The sequence below is a fragment of the Marinomonas sp. AWM4_232 genome, from assembly GCF_056158325.1.
In genome coordinates, this window is the sequence record NZ_JBSWTA010000001.1 from 4,097,225 (window position 1) to 4,118,203 (window position 20,979).

The window sequence follows — 20,979 nt, forward strand, 5'->3', positions numbered from 1 at the left end:
GCGACTAAGTACCATTTTATCCGGTGCATCATTTAATAAAACTCCATGTATCATTCAGAAACTATAGCCGCCAACCTATGAATTCTCCAATCACTTCAACACTACCAAGAGTATATGTAAACACTTTTCACCATTTGAGTGGAGCTGATATCATTTAACTCTAGCTTATAAATATTGCTAATGTGAAAATACGTGTAATAGCGACTAAAATTTAGGCATTACCGCACAACACCTATCCAAGGATGACTGTATGTTTAGGCCAACGATAACATTACCCTCAATACTCATAGTTGATGACTCACCTTCTATTTTGAGGCTGCTACACACAGCGACTAAGGATTTGGGGAAAGTGTATTTTGCAACAAATGGAATTGAAGCCGTTATTAAGGCTAAAGAGATTCGTCCTGAGTTGGTATTGCTTGATATAGAAATGCCTGACTTGAGTGGCTATGAAGTATTTACTCAAATTAAGTCTCTGCCCGGCCTAGAGAATGTTGCAGTAATATTTATCACCAGTCATCAAGCTCAAGAGCATGAATTAAAAACTCTTGAGATGGGAGGGGCTGATTATATAACGAAACCAATCAATATTCCTGTGACACGGGCTCGAGTCAAAACCCAGCTAACACTTCATCAACAAAAGACCAGTATTCAACGTCATGCTGATGAAATGTCCCTTGTTTTAAGCGCTATTCCTGCACATATCGCGTACTGGGATTCTCAAGGGATTAATGTTTTTTGTAACGATAAAGATGGACAATGGTTTAAAAAATCAGCAAGTGACATACACGGCAAACACTTTTCAGAGACTTTTCCTACATCGGTTAGCGAAAAAATTGACGTTTTGATACAAGACAAAACTGCAATTTCAGCAAAGCAATCCATTGATGTTAGCTATAGTATCAACGACTCGATACGCCACGGACAGGCAACAGTCGTACCATACAAAAAAGGCACATTATCTCAAGGATACTTAACCCTAATAACAGATATCACCAGTCGTAAGATTGCTGAGCAATGCCTTATTGATGAAAAAGAACGTATTCGCATCACACTCAATTCCATTGGTGATGCCGTGATCGCAACAGACACCCAAGGCACAGTGACATTCCTTAATCCCATTGCTGAAGACATGACTGGTTGGTATTTAGGCAAAGCAATTGGAAAACCCATAGAAGAAGTCATGCCGTTATTGGATGCAACAACTGGCGCTCCGATGCCGAATCCAATTCGCTCAGCATTGAAAGAACAGAGAATAGTTGGTATGGCGCTGAACTGCGCTTTAGGTAAGTCGTTGAGTAGTGCCATTGCAGTAGAGGACTCCGCTGCCCCTATTGTAAATCATGAAAACGAAACCACTGGCGCTATTATTGTATTTCATGATGTCAGCGAAGCGCGCGCTATGGCGATAAAAATGACGCATCTCGCACAACATGATCCTCTAACAAACTTACCTAATCGCTTACTTCTACGCGATCGGGCACTACAATCGATTAAGCATAGCGCACAAAGCAATAAAAAGCTTGCTATGGTTATGATTGATCTAGATGACTTCAAAGCCGTTAACGAGCTTGTAGGTCATGATGCAGGTGACCTCGTTTTACAGCAAGTCGCTTATGAACTCAAAAACGAACTCAACTTAGAGGGAAACTTATTTCGACCTGGGGGGGATGAATTTCTTATCATACTTTCGCATTTAACTAGCAGTATTCAAGTCACGCGATTCATACATAAGCTCATGACTCTGTTCCAGTCCACCTGGGAAACGGAAAACCATCACTTTAAACTTAGTGTTAGTATTGGTGTTTCGGTTTACCCTGAGGATAGCCGAGATTTTGATGAGTTGTATCGCCATTCCGAATCTGCACTGTTTTCTGCAAAGTCAGCGGGAAAAAATCAATTTAAGTTTTATAACCAAAAGCTAGAAAAGAAACTGATCTTAAGGCAGCGGCTGGAACAATCACTTAAAACCAGTGATGCCAAACAACAATTTGAAATACACTATCAACCCAAAGTTGATATTGATCATCAAAGGGTGCAGGGAGTGGAAGCGCTTGTCCGCTGGCACGATGAAGAAGGAAAATTGGTCTCACCAAATGATTTTATTCCTATCTGCGAGGAATCAGGCTTAATCATTTCTTTGGGAGAGTTTGTTCTTCGCAAAGCTTGTGAGCAAACGGTCAAATGGCTAGGCGATGGACTGACGATTAATATGGCCGTTAACGTTTCTGTTATCCAGTTTGAAGACAGTAAATTTCTTTTCACGCTCAACAAAATTATTCAACAGACGGGCATTCCCCCCCACTTACTGGAATTAGAACTTACTGAAAGCATCCTTGCTAAGGATATTGATTATGCGCGAAAACTTATCGAAGATATTCGCTCATTAGGGGTCAGAATAGCACTTGATGATTTCGGTACGGGCTACTCTAGTCTTTCGTATATCAATGGTTTTCCTATTGACGTACTAAAAATCGATCAAAGCTTTGTACGTAACATGCTGCGTAGCCAAACTGACTTAACTATCATTGCGGCCATTATACAAATGGCGGAAGGTCTACATTTAAAATTGATTGCGGAAGGTGTGGAAACACAAGAGCATGCCTGTGAACTAAAAAGAATGGGATGCAAATTGATGCAAGGCTACTTTTTCAGTAAACCGATCACCGCCGATGAAATGACCTTAATGCTGAAAGAAAGCGCTTGCGCCAATCTATGAGCAATTTTACTAAGCCTCTGTTCTCACAGAGGCTTTTTTTTTAGGTAAATAGCTCGATTCCGGCCGCAATACATCGAGCCATAGCCTCAACATTTAGACAGTTATATATTCTAATATTAGAACAACATTCAGCATATTATATTGTATCCAATCTTAAAAACCGTAGATAAGCCAATAAAATCAAAAAAAACTGATCACATCCGCACTGAAACATGCTAACTTTAAACACCTTATTTCCATATTTATTGCTAACTATAATAAGGTACCTCCTATGACAGCGACTTATGTTGTTGGTGTTGACGGCAGTGATGCAAGTCATCGCGCTTTATCTTTCGCTAAACGCCAAGCATCCCTTGTGGGTGATGACTGTACTCTACTACTTGTATGTGTAGTGGAGTGGTCCCCATACAAATTTCAAACACACGAAGAAAACGCTCGTCGAACTAAACAAAAACAAGAGGAAATTAAAGTTGCCACTGAACGTGTGATCACCCCTCTACTTCAAGAGCTCAACGCTGAAGGCATAAAGGCAGAAGGCAAAGTAGTTCACGGCAAAGCAGCCACTGTATTGAATAATGCAGCGCTGGAAGCTAACGCAGAACAAATTTTTGTTGCTCGCTCTGCTGACCACGGTTTGAGTGCGCGCGTATTCGGTAGTGTAACCGCTCAACTTGTGATGAGTGCAAATGTCCCAGTGACAGTTGTTAGCTAAAAAGGGTCCCCAACATGTTTAAAAATTATATCCAGGCAGCTATTGTCGCACTGCTAACTTTTGGCTGTTCCACTTTATTTGCAAGCGAAGGCTTAGACCAAACCGTTAACGCAATTTTTGCTTCTTCTACTGGTTGGTTTGTTAGCCTAATCTTCGCTCCTATCCCTGGGACATCTTTCCCATGGATCGTTCTATGGTTGGTAGTGGGAGCAAGTGTTTTCACACTTTATTTCGGCTTTGTTCAATTCCGATCTATTGGCCACTCTATCTCCCTCGTTAAAGGTGACTACTCAGACCCTAATGACGCGGGTGAAGTAAGCCATTTCCAAGCTTTAACCACTGCTCTATCTGGTACAGTTGGCCTTGGTAACATCGCGGGTGTTGCCGTAGCAATTGGTATTGGCGGCCCAGGTGCAATCTTCTGGATGATTCTGGCTGGCCTTCTGGGTATGGCATCTAAGTTTACCGAGTGTAGCCTTGCGGTGAAATACCGTAATGAATATAAAGATGGTAGCGTATCAGGTGGTCCGATGTACTACATCACCAAGGGGTTTGCTGAGCGCGGCATCCCAGGTGGTAAAATTCTAGCCGCGATGTTTGCAGTGTTTTGTATCTTAGGTGCTTTAGGCGGCGGCAATATGTTCCAAGCCAACCAAGCGCATGCTCAACTTTCTGGTGTTTTTGGTGATTACCCAGGTTGGGTAACAGGTTTAATCTTCGCGGGTATCGTTTTCGCAGTAATCGTCGGTGGTATCAAATCTATCGCTAACGTTACCGAAAAAGTGGTGCCTTTCATGGCGGTTCTTTACGTTGGTACTGCGATCATCATCCTAGCGATGAATGCAGACAAAATTGGCTGGGCATTTGGCCAAATCTTCGAAGGTGCATTCACAGGTCTAGGTGTTGCCGGCGGTATGGTTGGCGCATTGATTCAAGGCTTTAAACGTGCCGCGTTCTCTAACGAGGCGGGTGTCGGTTCTGCGGCGATTGCCCACTCTGCAGTACAAACTAAAGAGCCAATCACTGAAGGCTTTGTCTCTCTTCTTGAGCCATTTATCGATACAGTCGTAATTTGTACTATGACTGCTCTAGTGATCATCATCACTGGCCAGCTTATGTTCGATGCACAGCAAGGAATTTACCTTGTAGGGGACGGCGGCCACATTCAGACAATTGGTGACACATCTGGTGTCGCTCTGACCTCAGCAGCATTTGGTTCCGCTGTAGGTTGGTTCCCATACCTATTGGTCATCGCTGTTGTATTATTTGCTTTCTCAACCATGTTGAGTTGGTCTTACTACGGTCTTAAGGCTTGGACTTACTTATTTGGTGAAGGTAAGAACACTGAGCTTGTGTTCAAACTGATCTTCTGTGTCTTTGTTGTCATTGGCGCAGCGGCAAACTTAGGACCTGTTATCGACTTCTCTGATGCAGCGATCTTCGCTATGGCTGTTGTTAACATCATCGGTTTATACTTCTTGATGCCGATTGTTAAGCGTGAACTTTCGTCTTACAACGCTCGCCTTAAAAATGGTGAGATCAAGAAAACTAAGTAATTCATAGTTACTTTGAATGAAAAAAATCCCCAGCCAATGGCTGGGGATTTTTTTAGAAACCTCTGTGATGAATGGCTTTGGATAACCACTTCGTGGCTTTCTGCTCTAGCGCTGAAAATACACCTAAGCCAATTCTCTCGGTTAATCCCTTTGTTTCTCGGTACGACACCTGCAAAACATCATAGTCTGCATAAAACTGCTCAAGATACGCGTCACTGGTCATCACAGAATCAGCGAGCTTGTTTTCAATAGCTTCTGATCCATACCACGTTTCACCTGTAGCAATGGTTTCGATGTCTAACACAGGACGATTCGTTGAAACAAAACGCTTAAACAACTCATGGGTATCTTCTAGATCCTGTTTAAACTTTTCTCGCCCTTCATCGGTGTTTTCACCAAGCATCGTCAATGTGCGCTTGTACTTACCAGCCGTATGAAGCTCAACATCAATGGTATTGCGCTCTAGCAAACGGTGAATGTTCGGAACTTGTGCCACCACACCAATAGAACCCAAGATCGCAAACGGAGCAGCCACGATCTTGTCCGCCACACAGGCCATCATGTAACCACCGCTGGCCGCAACTTTGTCCACTGTTACCGTCAGTGGAATACCTTTGTCTTTAACGCGTTGCAATTGCGAAGCAGCCAGACCATAACCATGCACCACGCCACCAGGGCTTTCTAGGCGAACCACTACTTCATCTTTAACGGTCGCGACACTTAAGATAGCGGTAATTTCTTCGCGCATGGATTGCACTGCACTAGCCTTCATATCGCCGTCGAAGTCGATGACGTAAACACGCTTTTTCTCTTCTTGATCGACTTTTTGCTTTTGCTCTTCTTTCTTTTGCTTTTTCAGGGCTTTCTGCTGCTGTTTCAAAGTTTTTTTATCGAACAACTGCTTACTCAACTCCGACTTCATCGCTTGGTAGCCTTCATTTAGCTTACTAATGGTCAGGTTACCGCCTTTACGCTGCTTATTTTTGCCACTCGCCACAACAGATAAAATGAGCAAAATAATCAATGCGATGCTCAACAAGCGAATTAAAAATCCGGCATAGTCTGCTAAAAAATCCAAGTCATACTCCTAATGTTACATATCAATCAAATTCAGAAACCATAATAGAGCTACTTATCCAATTCACAATAGATAAATACGGCTTAGTTGATTTTTACTATCGCTCTTTGGGCTGTATTTGCTTAAAATTTCCACATTAATAACCTACCAGAATAATAAAGGAGCGCATTTTAATGAAAGCCTCGTTGTCCCAAGCTTTCGGTAATAACTTTTTGGGGTCCTCTCCCCTGTGGTACAAGCAAACCATAATCGCCTTTCTGATTTTGAACCCCATCGTTTTGGTGACTATGGGGCCATTTGTTACCGGCTGGCTACTGATTATTGAGTTTATTTTTACCCTTGCCATGGCTCTTAAGTGTTATCCGTTACAACCGGGTGGGTTATTAGCCATCGAAGCCATACTACTAGGTCTGACCAGCTCTGACGGCGTGTATCACGAAGTGAAAGGGAACATCGAGGTCATTTTGCTACTGATGTTTATGGTAGCTGGCATTTACTTTATGAAGGACATGCTACTGTTTATATTTAATAAACTTCTGATTCGAATTCGATCTAAAGTTATTATCTCTTTGGTGTTCAGCTTTGCCGCGGCACTTCTATCGGCATTCCTTGATGCCTTAACTGTGACGGCAGTTCTCATTAGCGTGAGTGTAGGCTTCTATTCTGTTTATCATAAAGTTGCCTCCGACCAATCCAGTAATAAAACTCATGATCACAGTGGTGATGATCTAATACTGCCAGTCAACCAAGAAGACTTAGCCAAGTTTCGTGCGTTTTTACGTAGCCTGCTTATGCATGGAGCGGTGGGAACAGCGTTAGGTGGCGTGTGTACATTGGTCGGTGAGCCGCAAAACTTATTGATTGCCCATACCGCAGGATGGGATTTCATTGAGTTCTTTGTCCGTGTCGCACCTGTATCTATGCCAGTGCTGGCTGCAGGCCTAGTCACCGTGATTGTTTTAGAAAAAACGAAGTGGTTTGACTACGGCGCTAAACTACCAGAAAACGTACGTAATATTCTTAAGAATTTTGCAGACGAAGAATCAGCCAAAAGTACTAATAAACATAAAGCCCAATTGATCATTCAAGGCATTGTTGCCGTTGTCTTAGTCTTTTCCTTGGCGTTTCACGTGGCTGAAGTGGGCTTAGTGGGTTTGATGATCATCGTCCTATTGACCTCTTTTAATGGCATTACAGAAGAACATCGTATCGGACATGCTTTCGAAGAGGCGCTGCCTTTTACCGCTCTACTGGTGGTATTTTTTAGTGTGGTGTCGGTCATCCATAGCCAACATTTGTTCCAGCCGTTTATTGATATGGTGCTTCAGCTACCACATGACACTCAACCGATAATGTTCTTTATTGCCAATGGTCTCCTATCTGCCATCAGCGATAATGTATTTGTGGCGACGGTTTACATCAGTGAAATAAAAGCGGCGTTAGATGCGGGAGTCATTGACCGTGAACACTTTGATCTGCTGGCGATTGCCGTCAACACCGGTACTAACTTACCAAGTGTTGCAACACCGAACGGACAAGCTGCCTTCCTATTCTTGCTGACCTCAGCCATTGCCCCTCTACTCAGATTGTCCTATGGCAAAATGGTATGGATGGCTCTACCGTACACTATCGTTCTTTCAATTGTTGGCGGTATTTGCGTGAGCTTACTGAGTGCTTCGTAAGCCTTTGCCACTTCTTTTAAAGAAAAAAACGGCAAGCCCAATTAGGTTTGCCGTTTTTATTTATGCTAATTTGGCTAACAAGCCTATGCATCTAACATTACTCTTGTGAAACCAGCTCTGGGTTCTCAAGTTTGCGCCATAACGATAAACCAGACTTTTTATCGATTAAATCCAAACGTTCATTATGAGCCTCTAGCTCCGATTCACTCACTTTAAGAACTTTGAGGCGAGGTCTGTCTGGCGACAATCGACGGATAGTGTAAAGATCTTCACCATCTTCGTCACCATCACCGCCGAATCCCCCCATGGTGATTTGCCCACCTGTCATGAGCAGGTACACGTCCGCTAGGATTTCGGAGTCAAGCAAGGCGCCGTGCAATTCACGATGAGAGTTATCAATACCATAACGACGACATAGAGCATCTAGGTTATTTTTCTGCCCTGGATGTTTACGACGAGCATAGACTAAGCTATCGAAGACCTTGCAAACGTCGGCAACATTTGGAAAGCCACCCAACATAGAGAACTCATGATCAATGAAGCCCACGTCGAAGGGTGCGTTATGGATGATTAACTCCGCCCCATCGATGAACTCTAGAAACTCTTTTGCCACCTCCGCGAATTTTGGCTTATCCGCCAAGAACTCATTACTGATACCGTGGACATTGAAGGCTTCTTCTTCCACCTCACGTTCAGGATTGATATAAACGTGAAAATGTCGATTGGTCAGCTTACGCCCCACCATCTCGACACAACCAATCTCGATGATTCGGTGGCCTTGTTTCGGGTCAATACCTGTTGTTTCTGTATCAAGTACAACTTGTCTCATGAGCGAGCCCTCAACTCTTCAATACCTTGGTTGGCTAGCTGGTCGGCAATTTCATTGCCTTCAATGCCAGCATGCCCTTTCACCCAATGCCATTCTACCTGATGTTTTTGACACATCTCATCCAACTGCTGCCATAGATCTTGATTCTTAACCGGTTGCTTTGAAGCGGTTTTCCAACCCTTACGCTTCCATCCAGCTAACCACTCAGTGATCCCTTTCTGTACATAAGAAGAATCTGTGTACAAATCGACTTTGCAAGGTTCTCGCAATGCCTTTAAACCTTCAATTGCTCCCAACAACTCCATGCGATTATTCGTTGTGTCGTGCTCACCGCCACACAGTCGCTTTTCATGTTGACCAAATGTTAACCATGCACCCCAACCGCCTATGCCAGGATTACCTTTACAAGCACCGTCGGTGTACAGCGTTACTTCTTTCATGTGATTACTTGATCTCTTTTATCGTTGGTTTTGTCAGTGGCGGCACGCGCACTTTTGCCGTTTTCCAGCGCGGTTTTAATGGGATATAACGTCGTGTTTGCTTGGTGGCGGTCATAATGTAAACGCCTCCCAATGGCAGCTTAAGCGCTTTTGCTGAACCGCCCACCCAATTCATACGCTGACGCCACTTGTTTGATTGAAGCGGCATATCGTAATCAATAAACGCCACACTTTCGAGGGTTAATCCTGCCACTTTTAACCAATCATCCAAACGACGATGAGAAATGAAGCGCCCGGCCCATGGTGCTTTCATACGGTTGCTAAAATAACGCCGAATCCCCCAAAAACCCATTGGATTAAAGCCAATAATGATTAGCTTGCCGCTTGGCAGCAAAGTGCGAGCCACTTCATATAAATCTCGATGCGGGTTCTCTGATAAATCTAAAGTGTGATGCAACACCATTGCATCAATCCCATCTGATTCAAGCGGTAACTCACTCATGCGAGCAACAACCGTTCTTTGACTCGCCCCTAACTCGAGTACTGGTGACAACGAAATCGTCTCACGCATTCGATGATTGTGAAAAGTTAGTTGGCGTAGTGGAGATTGCTGTACCAGATAGTAGCCCACCATATTATCCAGCGCGCGCTCAATGAGATCATGTTCTTCATTAAGCAATCGCTGACCTAACTCGGTGTCGTACCAATCTTGGAATAATTGTCTTGATTGGTTATCCAACATACAATGCTCTCTTTTAGTGATCAGACTGCCATAGGAATGTTATGGTGTCTTTTATCAATATTTAAACATAACGTTAGGCATATGACATTTATTCCGTTACCTGCATTCAATGACAATTATATTTGGGTTACCCAAGCAACATCACAACAGACTATCTGGGCAGTCGACCCAGGTGATGCCAAGGTTGTCATTGAATACTGCCAGTCCCAACAACTCAAACTAGCAGGGATTTTAGTGACCCACCACCACAAAGATCATACCGGTGGTGTTGCTGAGCTAACCCAGCGCTATCAGTGTCCAGTCTATGGTCCAGCGTCGTTAGCACCACAAGTGGTCACCCATCCAGTACAACAAGGTGATGAAGTGTCAGTGGCAGACAACACGTTTCTAGTTCTTGAAACACCTGGACACACACTAGATCATTTGTGCTACTTCGCACAGCCACAAGACTCCAAGCCCCTTTTGCTTTGTGGCGATACCTTATTTAGAGGCGGCTGTGGCCGTTTGTTTGAAGGCAGTCCAGCGCAAATGCTAAGCGCTATGACAAAATTCAGATCATTACCTGCTGATACATTGGTCTTTGGTACCCACGAATACACACTGGCTAACTATCGATTCGCTGCGGCCATTGATCCTAATAATGCCAAATTAGTTGAAGTCATCGAGGAAGCAGAGTCTCTAAGAAAAGAAGGTACGCCTACATTACCTTCGACCATTGCCCTTGAAATTGAAACCAACCCTTTTATGCGGTTCGACAGAAAAGAAGTCGTCGAAGGCGCAGCAAAGCTATTAAAGGAAGATATGGCATTAGATGCTATCAATAGCTTTGCGCAAATCAGACGAGCTAAAGATGACTTTTAGTTGACCTCAACTGACCAATCTTTAGAATGCAGACCAAATGAAAATCTAATGTGAGCAGAATGACGAAAAACTTACTCATCGCCTTCTTAGCAGGCAGTATCTTGACTGGCTGTCAGTCCATGACAAATCAACCAGCAGACATTGCCGAAATTGATGCTGAGAACGAAGCCATCGGCGCACCAGAAGCCGAGGCGAACGAAGTCGACTTTATTGATACCGTCAAACCTGTTCGCTCTGACGAAGCAAAAGCTCTTGCCAAAAGCCAGCAAGACCAGGAACCAGCAAATCTTCCTCCGGAAGACCTGTGGGACCGTATCCGTGCTGGCTATCAGTTTAATTTAGATGTCGACCAACCACGTCTAAAATCTCAGATCCGTTGGTATAGCACGCACTTATCTTATCTAGATCGTGTGTCTAAACGTGGTGAGCGTTATCTTTACTACATCGTAGAAGAACTAGAAAAAGAAGGTTTACCACTTGAAATCGCCCTTCTGCCCATCGTAGAAAGTGGCTTTGACCCATTTGGCTACAGCCATGGGCGAGCATCTGGCCCTTGGCAATTCATCCCGTCTACGGGACACATGTACGGACTAGAACAAACTTGGTGGATTGATGGCCGTCGTGACATTCAGCTTTCCACTAAAGCGGCTATAGCATACCTGAAGCGCCTTAATAAGATGTTCGATGGTGACTGGTTACATGCATTGGCGTCTTACAACTCAGGTGAAGGCACTGTCATGCGTGCTATTCGTAAGAATAAAAAAGCGGGTAAGCCGACGGACTTTTGGTCATTAGATCTACCAGCCGAAACTCGTGCTTATGTACCGAAGTTGATGGCATTGGCCATCATTATGAAAAACCCTGAACGATACAACTACGAGACTTACTTCATTGCCAATCAACCGTACTTCGAAGAAGTAAACATTGGTGGCCAAATGGATCTGGCTCAAGCAGCTGATATGGCAGAAGTGAGCATCGATGAAATCTACCTATTGAACCCTGCTTTTAATCAGTGGGCGACGTCACCAGATGGTCCGCATACCCTGCTGGTACCGATTGATTCAGCTGACAAATTCCGTACTAAGCTTGCAACATTGCCACCAAAAGAGCGCGTTACTTGGATTCGCTACACTGTTCAAGCTGGCGACAATTTAGGAGCCGTTGCTCGCGACCACAACACCACCGTTGCAGTATTACAAGACATCAACAAGATGTCTTCCAGCTTGATCCGTGTAGGTCAACAGTTAATGATTCCTGTAGCTGGACAAAGCGCAGCAAACTACACACTAAGCTCACATCAGCGCTTGCTGGCAAAGCAATCTCGTTCGCCTAGCAGTAGTCGAGTAAAAATAAATTATACCGTTGAAAGTGGCGATAGCCTGTGGCGTATCGCAAAGAAATACAACACGGATACAAAAACTCTAGCGCGCTGGAACAGCATGGGCTTAGCGGATCCATTATTCCCGGGCAAAAAGCTTGTAGTATGGATGAAACCGGAAACAAATGGCTCTAAAAGCAGCGCACGCTCCGTTGTTAAACGTGTGGTATACACCATTCGCTCCGGCGACTCATTAGCGGTTGTTGCGAATAAGTTTAATGTCCGCGTCAGTGATATCCGTAAATGGAATCCAAAAGTGGGAAGCCAGAAGTATGTCCAACCTGGCGACAAAGTCACCCTTCTTGTGAATGTTGTCGGTGGTTAGCAGCTTCACCCGATAAAAAAGAGGCGTTCTCACATGGGAACGCCTCTTTTTTTGGATTCTAAATTCTATTTATCGAGAAAAATAGGACTTATTCGTAGCGGCAAAGGTAAGCTGTTGTTTCTGTCACTTTTACGCCGAATTTTTGATTTGCTTCAACGATAAAGGTTTCACCTTTATTGAATGTTTTCCACTCAGATTCGCCAGGCAATAGAACCGTTAAAGAACCCGAAACAACCATCATGTATTCGCGCTGAGAAGTACCGAACTCGTAATCACCGATGCTCATTACACCTACGGTAGACGTTCCCTCTGCGTTGTCTAGGGCAATAGATTTAACGGCATCATCAAAATAACTATTTACTTGTAGAGACATAAAACACTCACTGTGGTCAAACACGGCCAGTTATCTAGCCAACATAAAAACAGCTATAAATTAGCTGTCGTTCATTTCTTCAATAATCCATTCTTTAAACGCTGCCATGGCTGGCGTTAATGCGCGTTTTTTCTCGAATACCAAATAGAACGAACGGTTGGTATCCAGCTGTTTATCAAATAGCACCTGCAATTGACCAGAATCGATCTCAGGGGTCACTAAGCTAATATCAGCCAAAGCAATGCCTAACCCTTGAGCAGCGGCCCCAGCGGTAAGAGAACCACTTGAGAACATCAGGCCGCGTCGAAAAACCTTTGGATCTAGATCATTCTGCACCAACCAATCGTTCCACTCATCATTGCGTTTACTAACGTGCAGCAAGGGGTAAAAGCGCATATCTTCAGGCTGCTTAATTGGTTGATCCGGTTTGATCATCTTCGGAGAACAAACCGGAGCAAGTCGAATCGGCCTGAGGTAATGGGCTTCAACATCACTCCATTCACCGTTACCAAAGTATACTGCCATATCGATTTCCCCTAGGGAGAAGTCAATAAAGCCCATAGATGATCGGATTTCGATCTCGATGTCAGGATAACGACTTTGGAAACGCTCCATGCGCGGCATCAGCCAACGAGTTAAGAATGAGGGCGCGACCGCAAGCCGCAAAGATCCTGCATGCTGAGCGCTCTTAAGATCTGCAGTCGCTTGCTCTAACTTTTGGAAAATTTGCTTGATCGGTTTTAAGTACGTCTCACCAGCCTCGGTCAACACAACTTTTCTTTTCGTGCGACGAAATAGCTCGATCCCCAAAAAGCTTTCCAGCCCTTTGATCTGATGGCTAATCGCTGAAGGTGTCACATTAAGCTCTTTAGCAGCTTTGTTAAAACTGCCATGACGAGCAGCCGATTCAAAACACTTCAACGAATTTAAAGGCGGCAATCTGTTAATAATGAGCTCTCCGAGTCAAGCAACCTCTAGCGAGGCTTTACAGCATAGCGATCCAGAAACCACTACGCATCCTGTTGTTTGTTTTTCTTAGGCAAACGAAACGGTTCGAATCCCTGTTGTGTTTGGTCTTGAAAGACAACCTTCTTACGTGCAGCCGGTTTCTTTTGGACTTTATTAATCTTCGGTTTTTGCTTGGTTTTAGGTTTCGATTGTTTCTGCGGCGCTCGCTTACTCGCAATACCGGTAAACGTCGCTTCTAGCCCTTCGACTTTCGACAATACGAAGGTACGCTTTAAAAACTCTTCCACGTCCTTAAAATTAAACCAATCTTTAGGCCCCACCAATGAAATGGCTTCACCTTTAAAGCCAGCTCGTCCTGTACGTCCAGTTCGATGTACGAACTCTTCAGCCGGTTTTGGGATATCAAAGTTAAACACATGGGAAACACTTGCAATATCTAGTCCACGTGATGCGATGTCGGTACTTACCAACACCTCAAATTTACCTCGTGCAAAATCATCCATCACCTTACTGCGGGCACTCTGACTCATATCACCGTTCAAACTGCCTGTGCGCACGTCCCAGCTACCAATAAGTTCAGCCAAACGAACCGTATCACTTTTAGTTGCAGTGAAGACAATGGCTTGTTTGATCGTGAGGGAACGAATGAAATGTTCTAGTAGCGCCTGCTTATGATCCAAGTGATCACATAGGTAAACATGTTGTTTGATATCTTGGTGTTCATCTTGGCTGTGACCAATGGCCACACGTACCGGCTCATGCAATAACTCTTGTGCAATCTCATTGACGTCAGTGTTATCGAGTGTCGCAGAGAAAAATAACGTTTGGCGACGACGGTGATTCGCAGCATTGTTGATGGCGCGTAAGTCCGCTGCAAAACCTAAATCTAACATGCGATCCGCTTCATCAAGGATCAACATTTCTAGACCTTCTAAAAACACATTGCGCTGTTTTAGGTGATCCGCCATACGACCTGGTGTCGCCACCACAAAATGTGGGTCTTTCTGAAAGTTTTTATGCTGATCGTTAAAGTTCTCTCCACCGAGCACCAAAATCGAACTGAAACGCGTCCCCGCAATTAACGTTCTGAGGGTAGCGTATACTTGCTTTGCCAACTCTCGAGTTGGCACCAGAATAAGGACACGAGGATCGCGCTTCGCCAAGGCTTTGCGAGTGTACAAGCGGTGAACCGCAGGCAACAAATACGCCAGCGTTTTCCCTGAGCCCGTCTTGGAAGACGCCAACAAATCTTTACCAGCCATCGCTTCAGGTATCGCACGCTCCTGAATATCCGTTGCGTGCTCGTAGCCAAAGTGACCAAAAGACTTCATTAATCGGCTATCTAAATCAAACTCAGAAAATAACAATCGCTTCACCTTACAAAGATATATGTCAAAGGCCCATTATAACGTAGCCCATCAAATGACTGACACAGAAATCGTTTATATTTCGTGAAAAGTTCCAATTGTGTGGGGTTGTCCAGCACTTTTCAGTTGTAGGGTAATACCTTGAGCTTGCTCAACTTGCTCAGCCTCATCGACTAACTGGTAGAAAACATTACGATGAAAATTTGCCCACATACCATGGCGCACTGAAACGTAAGGCATCCAATCCCCCTGATAAGGTCGCAATTCTATATGGCAATCTTCTCCTAACGTTAAAACATCATTTGTTTTCGTGTAAAAGCGCCAAACAGATTCGCCTGTAACATTGCGTTCCTGCTCCGCTCGCACAATTTGAAATGGCACATCCTCCACTTGTATGCGCACCTTTTCAACGGGCGTTACCAAGAAATACTCCTCCCCTTCACGCCAAAGAATGCGGCTAAACATCGTCACCATTTTTTCACGCTTAATTGCACTTCCTTCATGAATCCATTCACCATTCGCTTTGATGAGTAAATCCATATCGCCACAAAAATCGGGGCGCCAACGCTCAACAGGCGGATACTCTTCTCCCATGGTAATTGGGTCTAAATTAATACTCGGCATAAACTTTCCTCATACAGCAAATTAGCGCCATTCAATTCAACTTCAAAATTATTCACACGCGGATAGCAGATCTTGAATTCGATTCACTGTTAAAATACGCAATATAAAATGATTACAAGAAGCTAAGCTTCCATAGAGATTATAAAACGAGCCCCCCAAATGACTACTGAATTAGCACGTAAATTTGCCGACCCAAATCGTGGGGTTTACTTTATCGGCACAACACCGCCGAAAAACACGATTGATGATGACCATAAACTCAATGACATTGGTCAAAAGTTACTTGACCGCCTAGGTCAAATCGAAGTCGACGGCTTAATTGTTTACGATATTCAAGATGAAAGCAGCCGTATATCAAAACCGCGTCCATTCCCATACATGGAGACTCATGACCCATTAGAATGGTCAAAACGTCTGAACACGCTGGCAATCAAACCAGTGATCACCTACAAAAGCGTTTCTTCACGCAGTGCACAAGAGTTTGATCAATGGCTGAACTCTGCTTGGGAAGACTATGGTGTACGCGACATCGTTTTGGTAGGTGCGCCTTCTTCAGAAGGTCAAATTGTTCTACCACTGAACCAAGCCTATGAAACACTACAAAAGAATGCCCATGACTTTAACTTGGGTGGTGTCACCATTGCCGAGCGCCATGCGGTGAAAGGTGATGAACACCTACGTTTGATGAACAAGTCCATCGCAGGCTGTGATTTCTTTGTTTCGCAAGCCGTTTACAACCCACAAGCGACCGTTGACATGCTGAGCCAATACGCTCGCTCTTGTCGCGATAAAGGAGAAGCACCTAAGCGTGTGATCTTAACCTTCACGCCATGTGGTAGTGAAAAAACATTGAGCTTTATGGACTGGTTAGGCATTTCGGTGCCTGACGCGACCAAGCACCGTATTCTTGATGCTGAGTCGCCACTTGATGAGTCGATTAAGATTTGCCGCTCTGCTTTGGAGCAGATTATTGAGATTGCTCTGCCTTTAGGCATTCCTCTTGGTCTAAACATTGAGAGCTTAACCAACCGCAAGGAAGAGATTGACGCCTCGATCAACCTCTACAAGCTTTTAAAAGCAACCCTTGATCTAAAGCTTGCTGAACAAAATATCAACTAGCCATCGTCTGCAGCTGAGCAATCACTTGCTCGGCTGCAATATGCTCCATTGCCTTAGGGTCATGTACTCGAGCTGCCCAAGGCAATTCTGCTACTGGCTTGCCGTACTCTTTCTCAGCACATTCATCATAAACACTGACTACATGATTTAAGTCGGCATAAGGCCCTGTACGCCTTGGATTAGAGTGTGCATATAAACCAATCACAGGTGTGCCGACCAGTGTCGCCATGTGCGCAGGTCCGGTATCTGGACTCAACACCCACATAGCCCCCGCCAACACAGAGAGCATTTGTGGCAGGCTAGTTTGCCCTACCAAATTGATTACTCCCTCAGACTCAAGTTGTTGTGCTATTTCCCGTTCCAAAGAACTTGGGCCACCGGTTAGAACCACGGTTTTACCCTGCTCAGAACACCACCGGATCACCGCTTTGTATCCCGAAATGGTCCAGTTACGCTCAGCTTTTGAGGCACATGGATTAATCACGACGTAATTGTCAGGGAGCGTCGCAGGCTTTTTAGGTAAAGACAACGTTAATGGCAGCTCAACCTCTGTAATGCCCAACAAAGAACTAATAGAAAGAAAGGAATCTAGAACGTGTTCAGACTTAGGTGTCACGCCATACTCGTTCACAAACCAATGCTGCTTTTCACGTGAGAAAGCTTTATTAAAACCAATACGTCTCTTGGCCCGAACCATCCTACTTAACAAACTAGCACGCATTGACCACTGCAAGTGAAGCAACACATCAAAAGTAATACCAGACAGCTGTTTTCGCAGCGCCAACATCCCTTTTACCCCTGTTCGCTTATCAAATACTTTGACGCTAATATTTGGTAGCAAACGAACCAATTGCGCTTCGAGCGGTCCAGTCACCCATGTTATTTCAGCGTTGGGGTACTTCTTTTGTAGTGCACAAATAACCGCCATAGCATGGCACACATCGCCAATAGCCGATAAGCGAATCACGGCAATACGTTGAATAGTCTGATCCATTTGCTCCCCTGGGGCTGTTTAAATAGATCAACTATTATAAAATACGCGCCGTTAAAATGGCCCGTAAAACCTGCCATCTCATTCATTTTTTTAGATTATTTACATGCCAAGCATTCACCCAACCGCAAGCAGCGACATTCTTTTTATCAGCCCAGGCAACCCGGGAGTCGCCAAGGAATGGTTTACACCTGAATATTGGCAATCTCAAGACAGGCTAATTCATACCGCTGTGGGGCGAGGTACCGTCTGGTTTCTAGACACGCCTATAGGTCAAACTGTACTTCGCCGTTACCGACGTGGCGGATTCATCGCAAAATTCAATACGTTTCACTTTTTCACTCAACCGATCGAACAAACTCGTGCTTACAAGGAACTGGCGCTGCTTGAAAGGCTGCAACAGCTAGACCTACCAGCCCCGAAGCCCGTGGCAGGTATGGTTCGTCGCAATGGTTTGTTTTATCAGGCTTGGCTGATGACACAAGTGATCCCCAATGCCAAAGATCTCTATGAATGCCTTCAACAAGCGCCTCTAGAAGAGGCTGTTTGGCATCGCATTGGACGCACTATCGCAGAATTCCACAAGTATAACGTGTATCACAGTGACTTAAACTGCCATAACATCATGATCGATACGTCGTTTCAGGTTTGGGTAATAGATTTCGACAAGTGCTCAATTCGTAACGACCAAAAGAGCTGGAAGAAAGAGAATTTAGAACGTTTAAAACGCTCCTTCCTGAAGGAGCAGGGCAAACATGCCCAGTTCCAATTCAGTGACGCCGCATGGCAAGTCTTACTGCAAGGCTATGGCGCTTAACTAGCGGTTTTGCAGTCGATTGTAGTCTAAGATGCCACTGCTCAGTGGCTTCATAGACTGATTCATATGTGCAATTTTATCGCTGATCGGCCAAAACTCAGGGCTGGTACGCCTTACACCATACTGATCTAGTAAAGCGGTATAGCCACTGTTATCACGGATGCCACTAACGGTTTCAACAAATGCATCTACTTCATCTTCAGAGAGCTTTATTAAGACATTAGGGTAATCTCCGACGACACCATAGGCGACAACAAAAGAATCTTCGTTAGGGGCCACGGTTGATTCTTCATCCAGTAAGCTGGTGATATTGTAATGTCCTCGGTTATGCACCAAGGTGACCAACTCAGCATCACCATTCGATTGCTCGATCAATATCAAAGACACCTCAGGAAATGGTGCAACAGCTTGTCCTTGAAGCGTTTGCAACGATAACAAGGCATCCTGAGTCTTCGCTGCTAGTGAGCTTTGTGAAAGTTCATGATCATGGTTCAACACCTTCACCATACGCTGACGAATGTGATCAAACAGCTCATTTTTAGGATCATCAGTCTTATAGTCAATACTCGACTCAATATTTACTTTTAGAAGATCGCTGAAGATATAATCTTTGATAGTTTGATCTGCGTTGCGGTACCAATACTCGCGCACAGCCTGACGCTGATCCTTGGGTAATAAAAGTAAGAAATTCATCTCACCTTCCATACGCAAGAAATCCATATATAAACGTGTCACGAGCTGATGCCCTACGTTTCCAAATACATCAAAGCCTGCAACAAGCAAGTAGTGGATACGCTCGAGCAAAGGGTAATCGATAACCCATGCGGTTTTAGGATTTGGCCCTATCATGCCTTTTTCCACGGTTGCATTATCGAAATGACGCATCACAGTGAGGGCCGCGTTCTCGTTATGCCCTTCCCCATCCCATACCAAGGATGTCGACATGGTAAGACCTTTATTGCCAAGCTTTTCGATCAGTTTCGCTTTAGCCGAGAGATAGTTCTTTTGCTTCTCGGAATACGATACCCAAGAGGTTAATGGCAAAGCATTACTGCTTTGCGATGCAGGTAGCGCCAACGAAGAGGCATTTTCTTTTAGGAATGCACTACCGATATTATGTATCTCTAAATCTGGGTCAACGAAGTAAACCCAAAATTGCTCATTGATAACGTTTACTGCTACTTGGCCACGACATACTGGGCCTTTTATAAATGCCATGATCGTATTTTGCGCGTGATCGAGTAAGAAGCGGTAGCGACTGTTTGCCGGTAGCTGTGCAAAAGACTGAAATGGGTTACTAGCCACTTCTGGTGCATAACTTGGTAACTCTGTGACATCAAACGACAAGTCGTATAACCAAGCACTCCAGCGCTGCAATCGATCATCATCCATTTTCATAGGAATGAAAGTCTTCTGGACACGGCTCTCAGGGTCTAACCAGAGTCGATAATAGACTCGTTCCACCCCTGGCGCATCATATGGACGACGAGTACTGATACGCTGAATTGGCTCACCCGGTGGCGTGCTAGATCTGACTAATTTGTAAGTAAACTGAGCGTCGTCATCAAAATACAAGCTGTAAAGATAGATATGCTCGTAAACATAGCGATTGATCAATCGCGACTTGAGATCATCTCCATTAAACACCGCTTCCCATTTCGCCACCTGCTCAGTTATCTCAGACGGAACATTCACTGGCGCAGACATAGGTGCCCCTTTTACCAACCATCGAGTCAAGATGTCGTACTCTTGATCCGTTAGTTCAGGTAAACCATATGGCATTCCCCAAGTCGGGTGGGAGGCTTCGAAGTTAGAATATTCTTCCACTGCTGGACACTCTTGATCACGGTCCAGTGAAAAATCGTAATCGTCCGATGGCAGCACAGTATCTTGAAACTCACCTTGCTGTCGACGCAAAGCAATGGCTCGATATAAGACACTGCCTTGCAAATTCGCCGCAGGACTTTGTGATCGCTCGTTTAAAATGGGGTAAAAACCTTTATCACGCCACTCTTGGGCTGTACGAGCATCTTCAAATAATCGAGTTGGCTGCACAGCTAGTAAACGATCGCCCTCATAGACTTTATCCTTACTACCACCGCGCTCAATACCATCGGCGGCAGTCAGTTTAATTTGGCAGGGAGCGTCGTAACAGGCATGACAGTTAATACAGCGGTTCTCTAAAATGGGTTTAACTTGATCTTGATAGAAGTTAACAGGCAACTTCTCTTCTTGCGGCAACCGATTCGCGCTGTTAGCTTTTCCATAAGCTTCATCCAAGTTTTGAGTGGCGTATACAGCACACCCAGAAATGGCCAATAGAGCCAAAATGCCCAACCAGCGAGAAATCGATTTCATATATTCGTCCTAGGATTCTTTTATGACTAATACGTTACT

General features: G+C 44.5%; 18 protein-coding genes. 8 read left to right on the top strand and 10 right to left on the bottom strand.

The features are described 5' to 3' along the window. Positions 1-250 precede the first annotated feature (250 nt). The 3 genes from ACXAC1_RS19445 to ACXAC1_RS19455 all read left to right on the top strand — a co-directional run bounded on the left by ACXAC1_RS19445 (position 251) and on the right by ACXAC1_RS19455 (position 4,987). On the top strand, positions 251-2,719 hold the full coding sequence (locus tag ACXAC1_RS19445; RefSeq protein ID WP_475063697.1) for an EAL domain-containing protein: 2,469 nt from the start codon (positions 251-253) through the stop codon (positions 2,717-2,719). 271 nt (positions 2,720-2,990) lie between these two features. Continuing rightward, positions 2,991-3,431: a universal stress protein gene (locus ACXAC1_RS19450; protein ID WP_475063698.1), complete on the top strand. Its 441-nt coding sequence runs from the start codon at positions 2,991-2,993 to the stop codon at positions 3,429-3,431. A 14-nt stretch (positions 3,432-3,445) separates the two neighbouring features. Next, positions 3,446-4,987 carry an alanine/glycine:cation symporter family protein gene (locus tag ACXAC1_RS19455; protein WP_475063699.1) on the top strand — a complete coding sequence of 514 codons (1,542 nt, stop codon included), beginning with the start codon at positions 3,446-3,448 and terminating at the stop codon, positions 4,985-4,987. 52 nt (positions 4,988-5,039) lie between these two features. On the opposite strand, the gene sohB is transcribed toward ACXAC1_RS19455, so the two are convergent. Beyond that, entirely contained in the window at positions 5,040-6,065 is a 1,026-nt protein-coding gene (gene sohB / locus ACXAC1_RS19460) for a protease SohB (RefSeq protein ID WP_475063700.1), read from the bottom strand. Between the two features lie 173 nt (positions 6,066-6,238). On the opposite strand from sohB, the gene nhaB reads away from it, so the two are divergent. Next, entirely contained in the window at positions 6,239-7,747 is a 1,509-nt protein-coding gene (gene nhaB / locus ACXAC1_RS19465) for a sodium/proton antiporter NhaB (protein ID WP_475063702.1), read from the top strand. A 97-nt stretch (positions 7,748-7,844) separates the two neighbouring features. Here nhaB and dnaQ read toward each other — a convergent pair whose 3' ends face one another. From dnaQ to ACXAC1_RS19480, 3 genes are read right to left on the bottom strand one after another with little or no spacing between them, the layout of a single operon-like run. Continuing rightward, positions 7,845-8,576 carry a DNA polymerase III subunit epsilon gene (dnaQ, locus tag ACXAC1_RS19470; RefSeq protein ID WP_475063704.1) on the bottom strand — a complete coding sequence of 244 codons (732 nt, stop codon included), beginning with the start codon at positions 8,574-8,576 and terminating at the stop codon, positions 7,845-7,847. Further along, complete coding sequence (gene rnhA / locus ACXAC1_RS19475; RefSeq protein WP_273107204.1) at positions 8,573-9,016, bottom strand: ribonuclease HI; 444 nt, start codon at positions 9,014-9,016, stop codon at positions 8,573-8,575. Before rnhA ends, dnaQ begins: the two co-directional genes overlap by 4 nt. 4 nt (positions 9,017-9,020) lie before the next feature. Continuing rightward, positions 9,021-9,758, bottom strand: coding sequence for a class I SAM-dependent methyltransferase (locus ACXAC1_RS19480; protein ID WP_475063705.1), 738 nt, complete (start codon positions 9,756-9,758; stop codon positions 9,021-9,023). Between the two features lie 81 nt (positions 9,759-9,839). On the opposite strand from ACXAC1_RS19480, the gene gloB reads away from it, so the two are divergent. Next, a complete protein-coding gene (gene gloB, locus ACXAC1_RS19485; RefSeq protein WP_475063706.1) occupies positions 9,840-10,619 on the top strand; it encodes a hydroxyacylglutathione hydrolase in 780 nt (259 codons plus the stop codon). Between the two features lie 59 nt (positions 10,620-10,678). Continuing rightward, positions 10,679-12,322 (top strand): lytic transglycosylase, encoded by a 1,644-nt coding sequence (locus ACXAC1_RS19490; RefSeq protein ID WP_475063708.1) that lies wholly within the window; start codon positions 10,679-10,681, stop codon positions 12,320-12,322. A gap of 88 nt (positions 12,323-12,410) precedes the next feature. On the opposite strand, the gene ppnP is transcribed toward ACXAC1_RS19490, so the two are convergent. The 4 genes from ppnP to ACXAC1_RS19510 all read right to left on the bottom strand — a co-directional run bounded on the left by ppnP (position 12,411) and on the right by ACXAC1_RS19510 (position 15,655). Beyond that, positions 12,411-12,695: a pyrimidine/purine nucleoside phosphorylase gene (gene ppnP, locus ACXAC1_RS19495; protein ID WP_475063709.1), complete on the bottom strand. Its 285-nt coding sequence runs from the start codon at positions 12,693-12,695 to the stop codon at positions 12,411-12,413. 60 nt (positions 12,696-12,755) lie between these two features. Further along, positions 12,756-13,634 carry a transcriptional regulator GcvA gene (gcvA, locus tag ACXAC1_RS19500; RefSeq protein ID WP_475063710.1) on the bottom strand — a complete coding sequence of 293 codons (879 nt, stop codon included), beginning with the start codon at positions 13,632-13,634 and terminating at the stop codon, positions 12,756-12,758. A gap of 71 nt (positions 13,635-13,705) precedes the next feature. Further along, positions 13,706-15,040, bottom strand: coding sequence for a DEAD/DEAH box helicase (locus tag ACXAC1_RS19505; RefSeq protein ID WP_475063712.1), 1,335 nt, complete (start codon positions 15,038-15,040; stop codon positions 13,706-13,708). Positions 15,041-15,106: 66 nt separating this feature from the next. Further along, positions 15,107-15,655 (bottom strand): DUF1285 domain-containing protein, encoded by a 549-nt coding sequence (locus tag ACXAC1_RS19510; RefSeq protein ID WP_475063713.1) that lies wholly within the window; start codon positions 15,653-15,655, stop codon positions 15,107-15,109. Between the two features lie 159 nt (positions 15,656-15,814). On the opposite strand from ACXAC1_RS19510, the gene ACXAC1_RS19515 reads away from it, so the two are divergent. Beyond that, complete coding sequence (locus tag ACXAC1_RS19515) at positions 15,815-16,774, top strand: methylenetetrahydrofolate reductase (protein ID WP_475063714.1); 960 nt, start codon at positions 15,815-15,817, stop codon at positions 16,772-16,774. Here the strand turns inward: ACXAC1_RS19515 and ACXAC1_RS19520 are convergent. Next, entirely contained in the window at positions 16,767-17,768 is a 1,002-nt protein-coding gene (locus ACXAC1_RS19520; protein ID WP_475063716.1) for a glycosyltransferase family 9 protein, read from the bottom strand. The genes ACXAC1_RS19515 and ACXAC1_RS19520 overlap by 8 nt on opposite strands. Positions 17,769-17,871: 103 nt before the next feature. On the opposite strand from ACXAC1_RS19520, the gene ACXAC1_RS19525 reads away from it, so the two are divergent. Beyond that, positions 17,872-18,582, top strand: coding sequence for a 3-deoxy-D-manno-octulosonic acid kinase (locus ACXAC1_RS19525; protein WP_475063717.1), 711 nt, complete (start codon positions 17,872-17,874; stop codon positions 18,580-18,582). Here the strand turns inward: ACXAC1_RS19525 and ACXAC1_RS19530 are convergent, their stop codons facing one another. Beyond that, positions 18,583-20,940, bottom strand: coding sequence for a fatty acid cis/trans isomerase (locus tag ACXAC1_RS19530; RefSeq protein WP_475063718.1), 2,358 nt, complete (start codon positions 20,938-20,940; stop codon positions 18,583-18,585). It abuts the gene before it with no gap. Between the last annotated feature and the right edge of the window lie 39 nt (positions 20,941-20,979).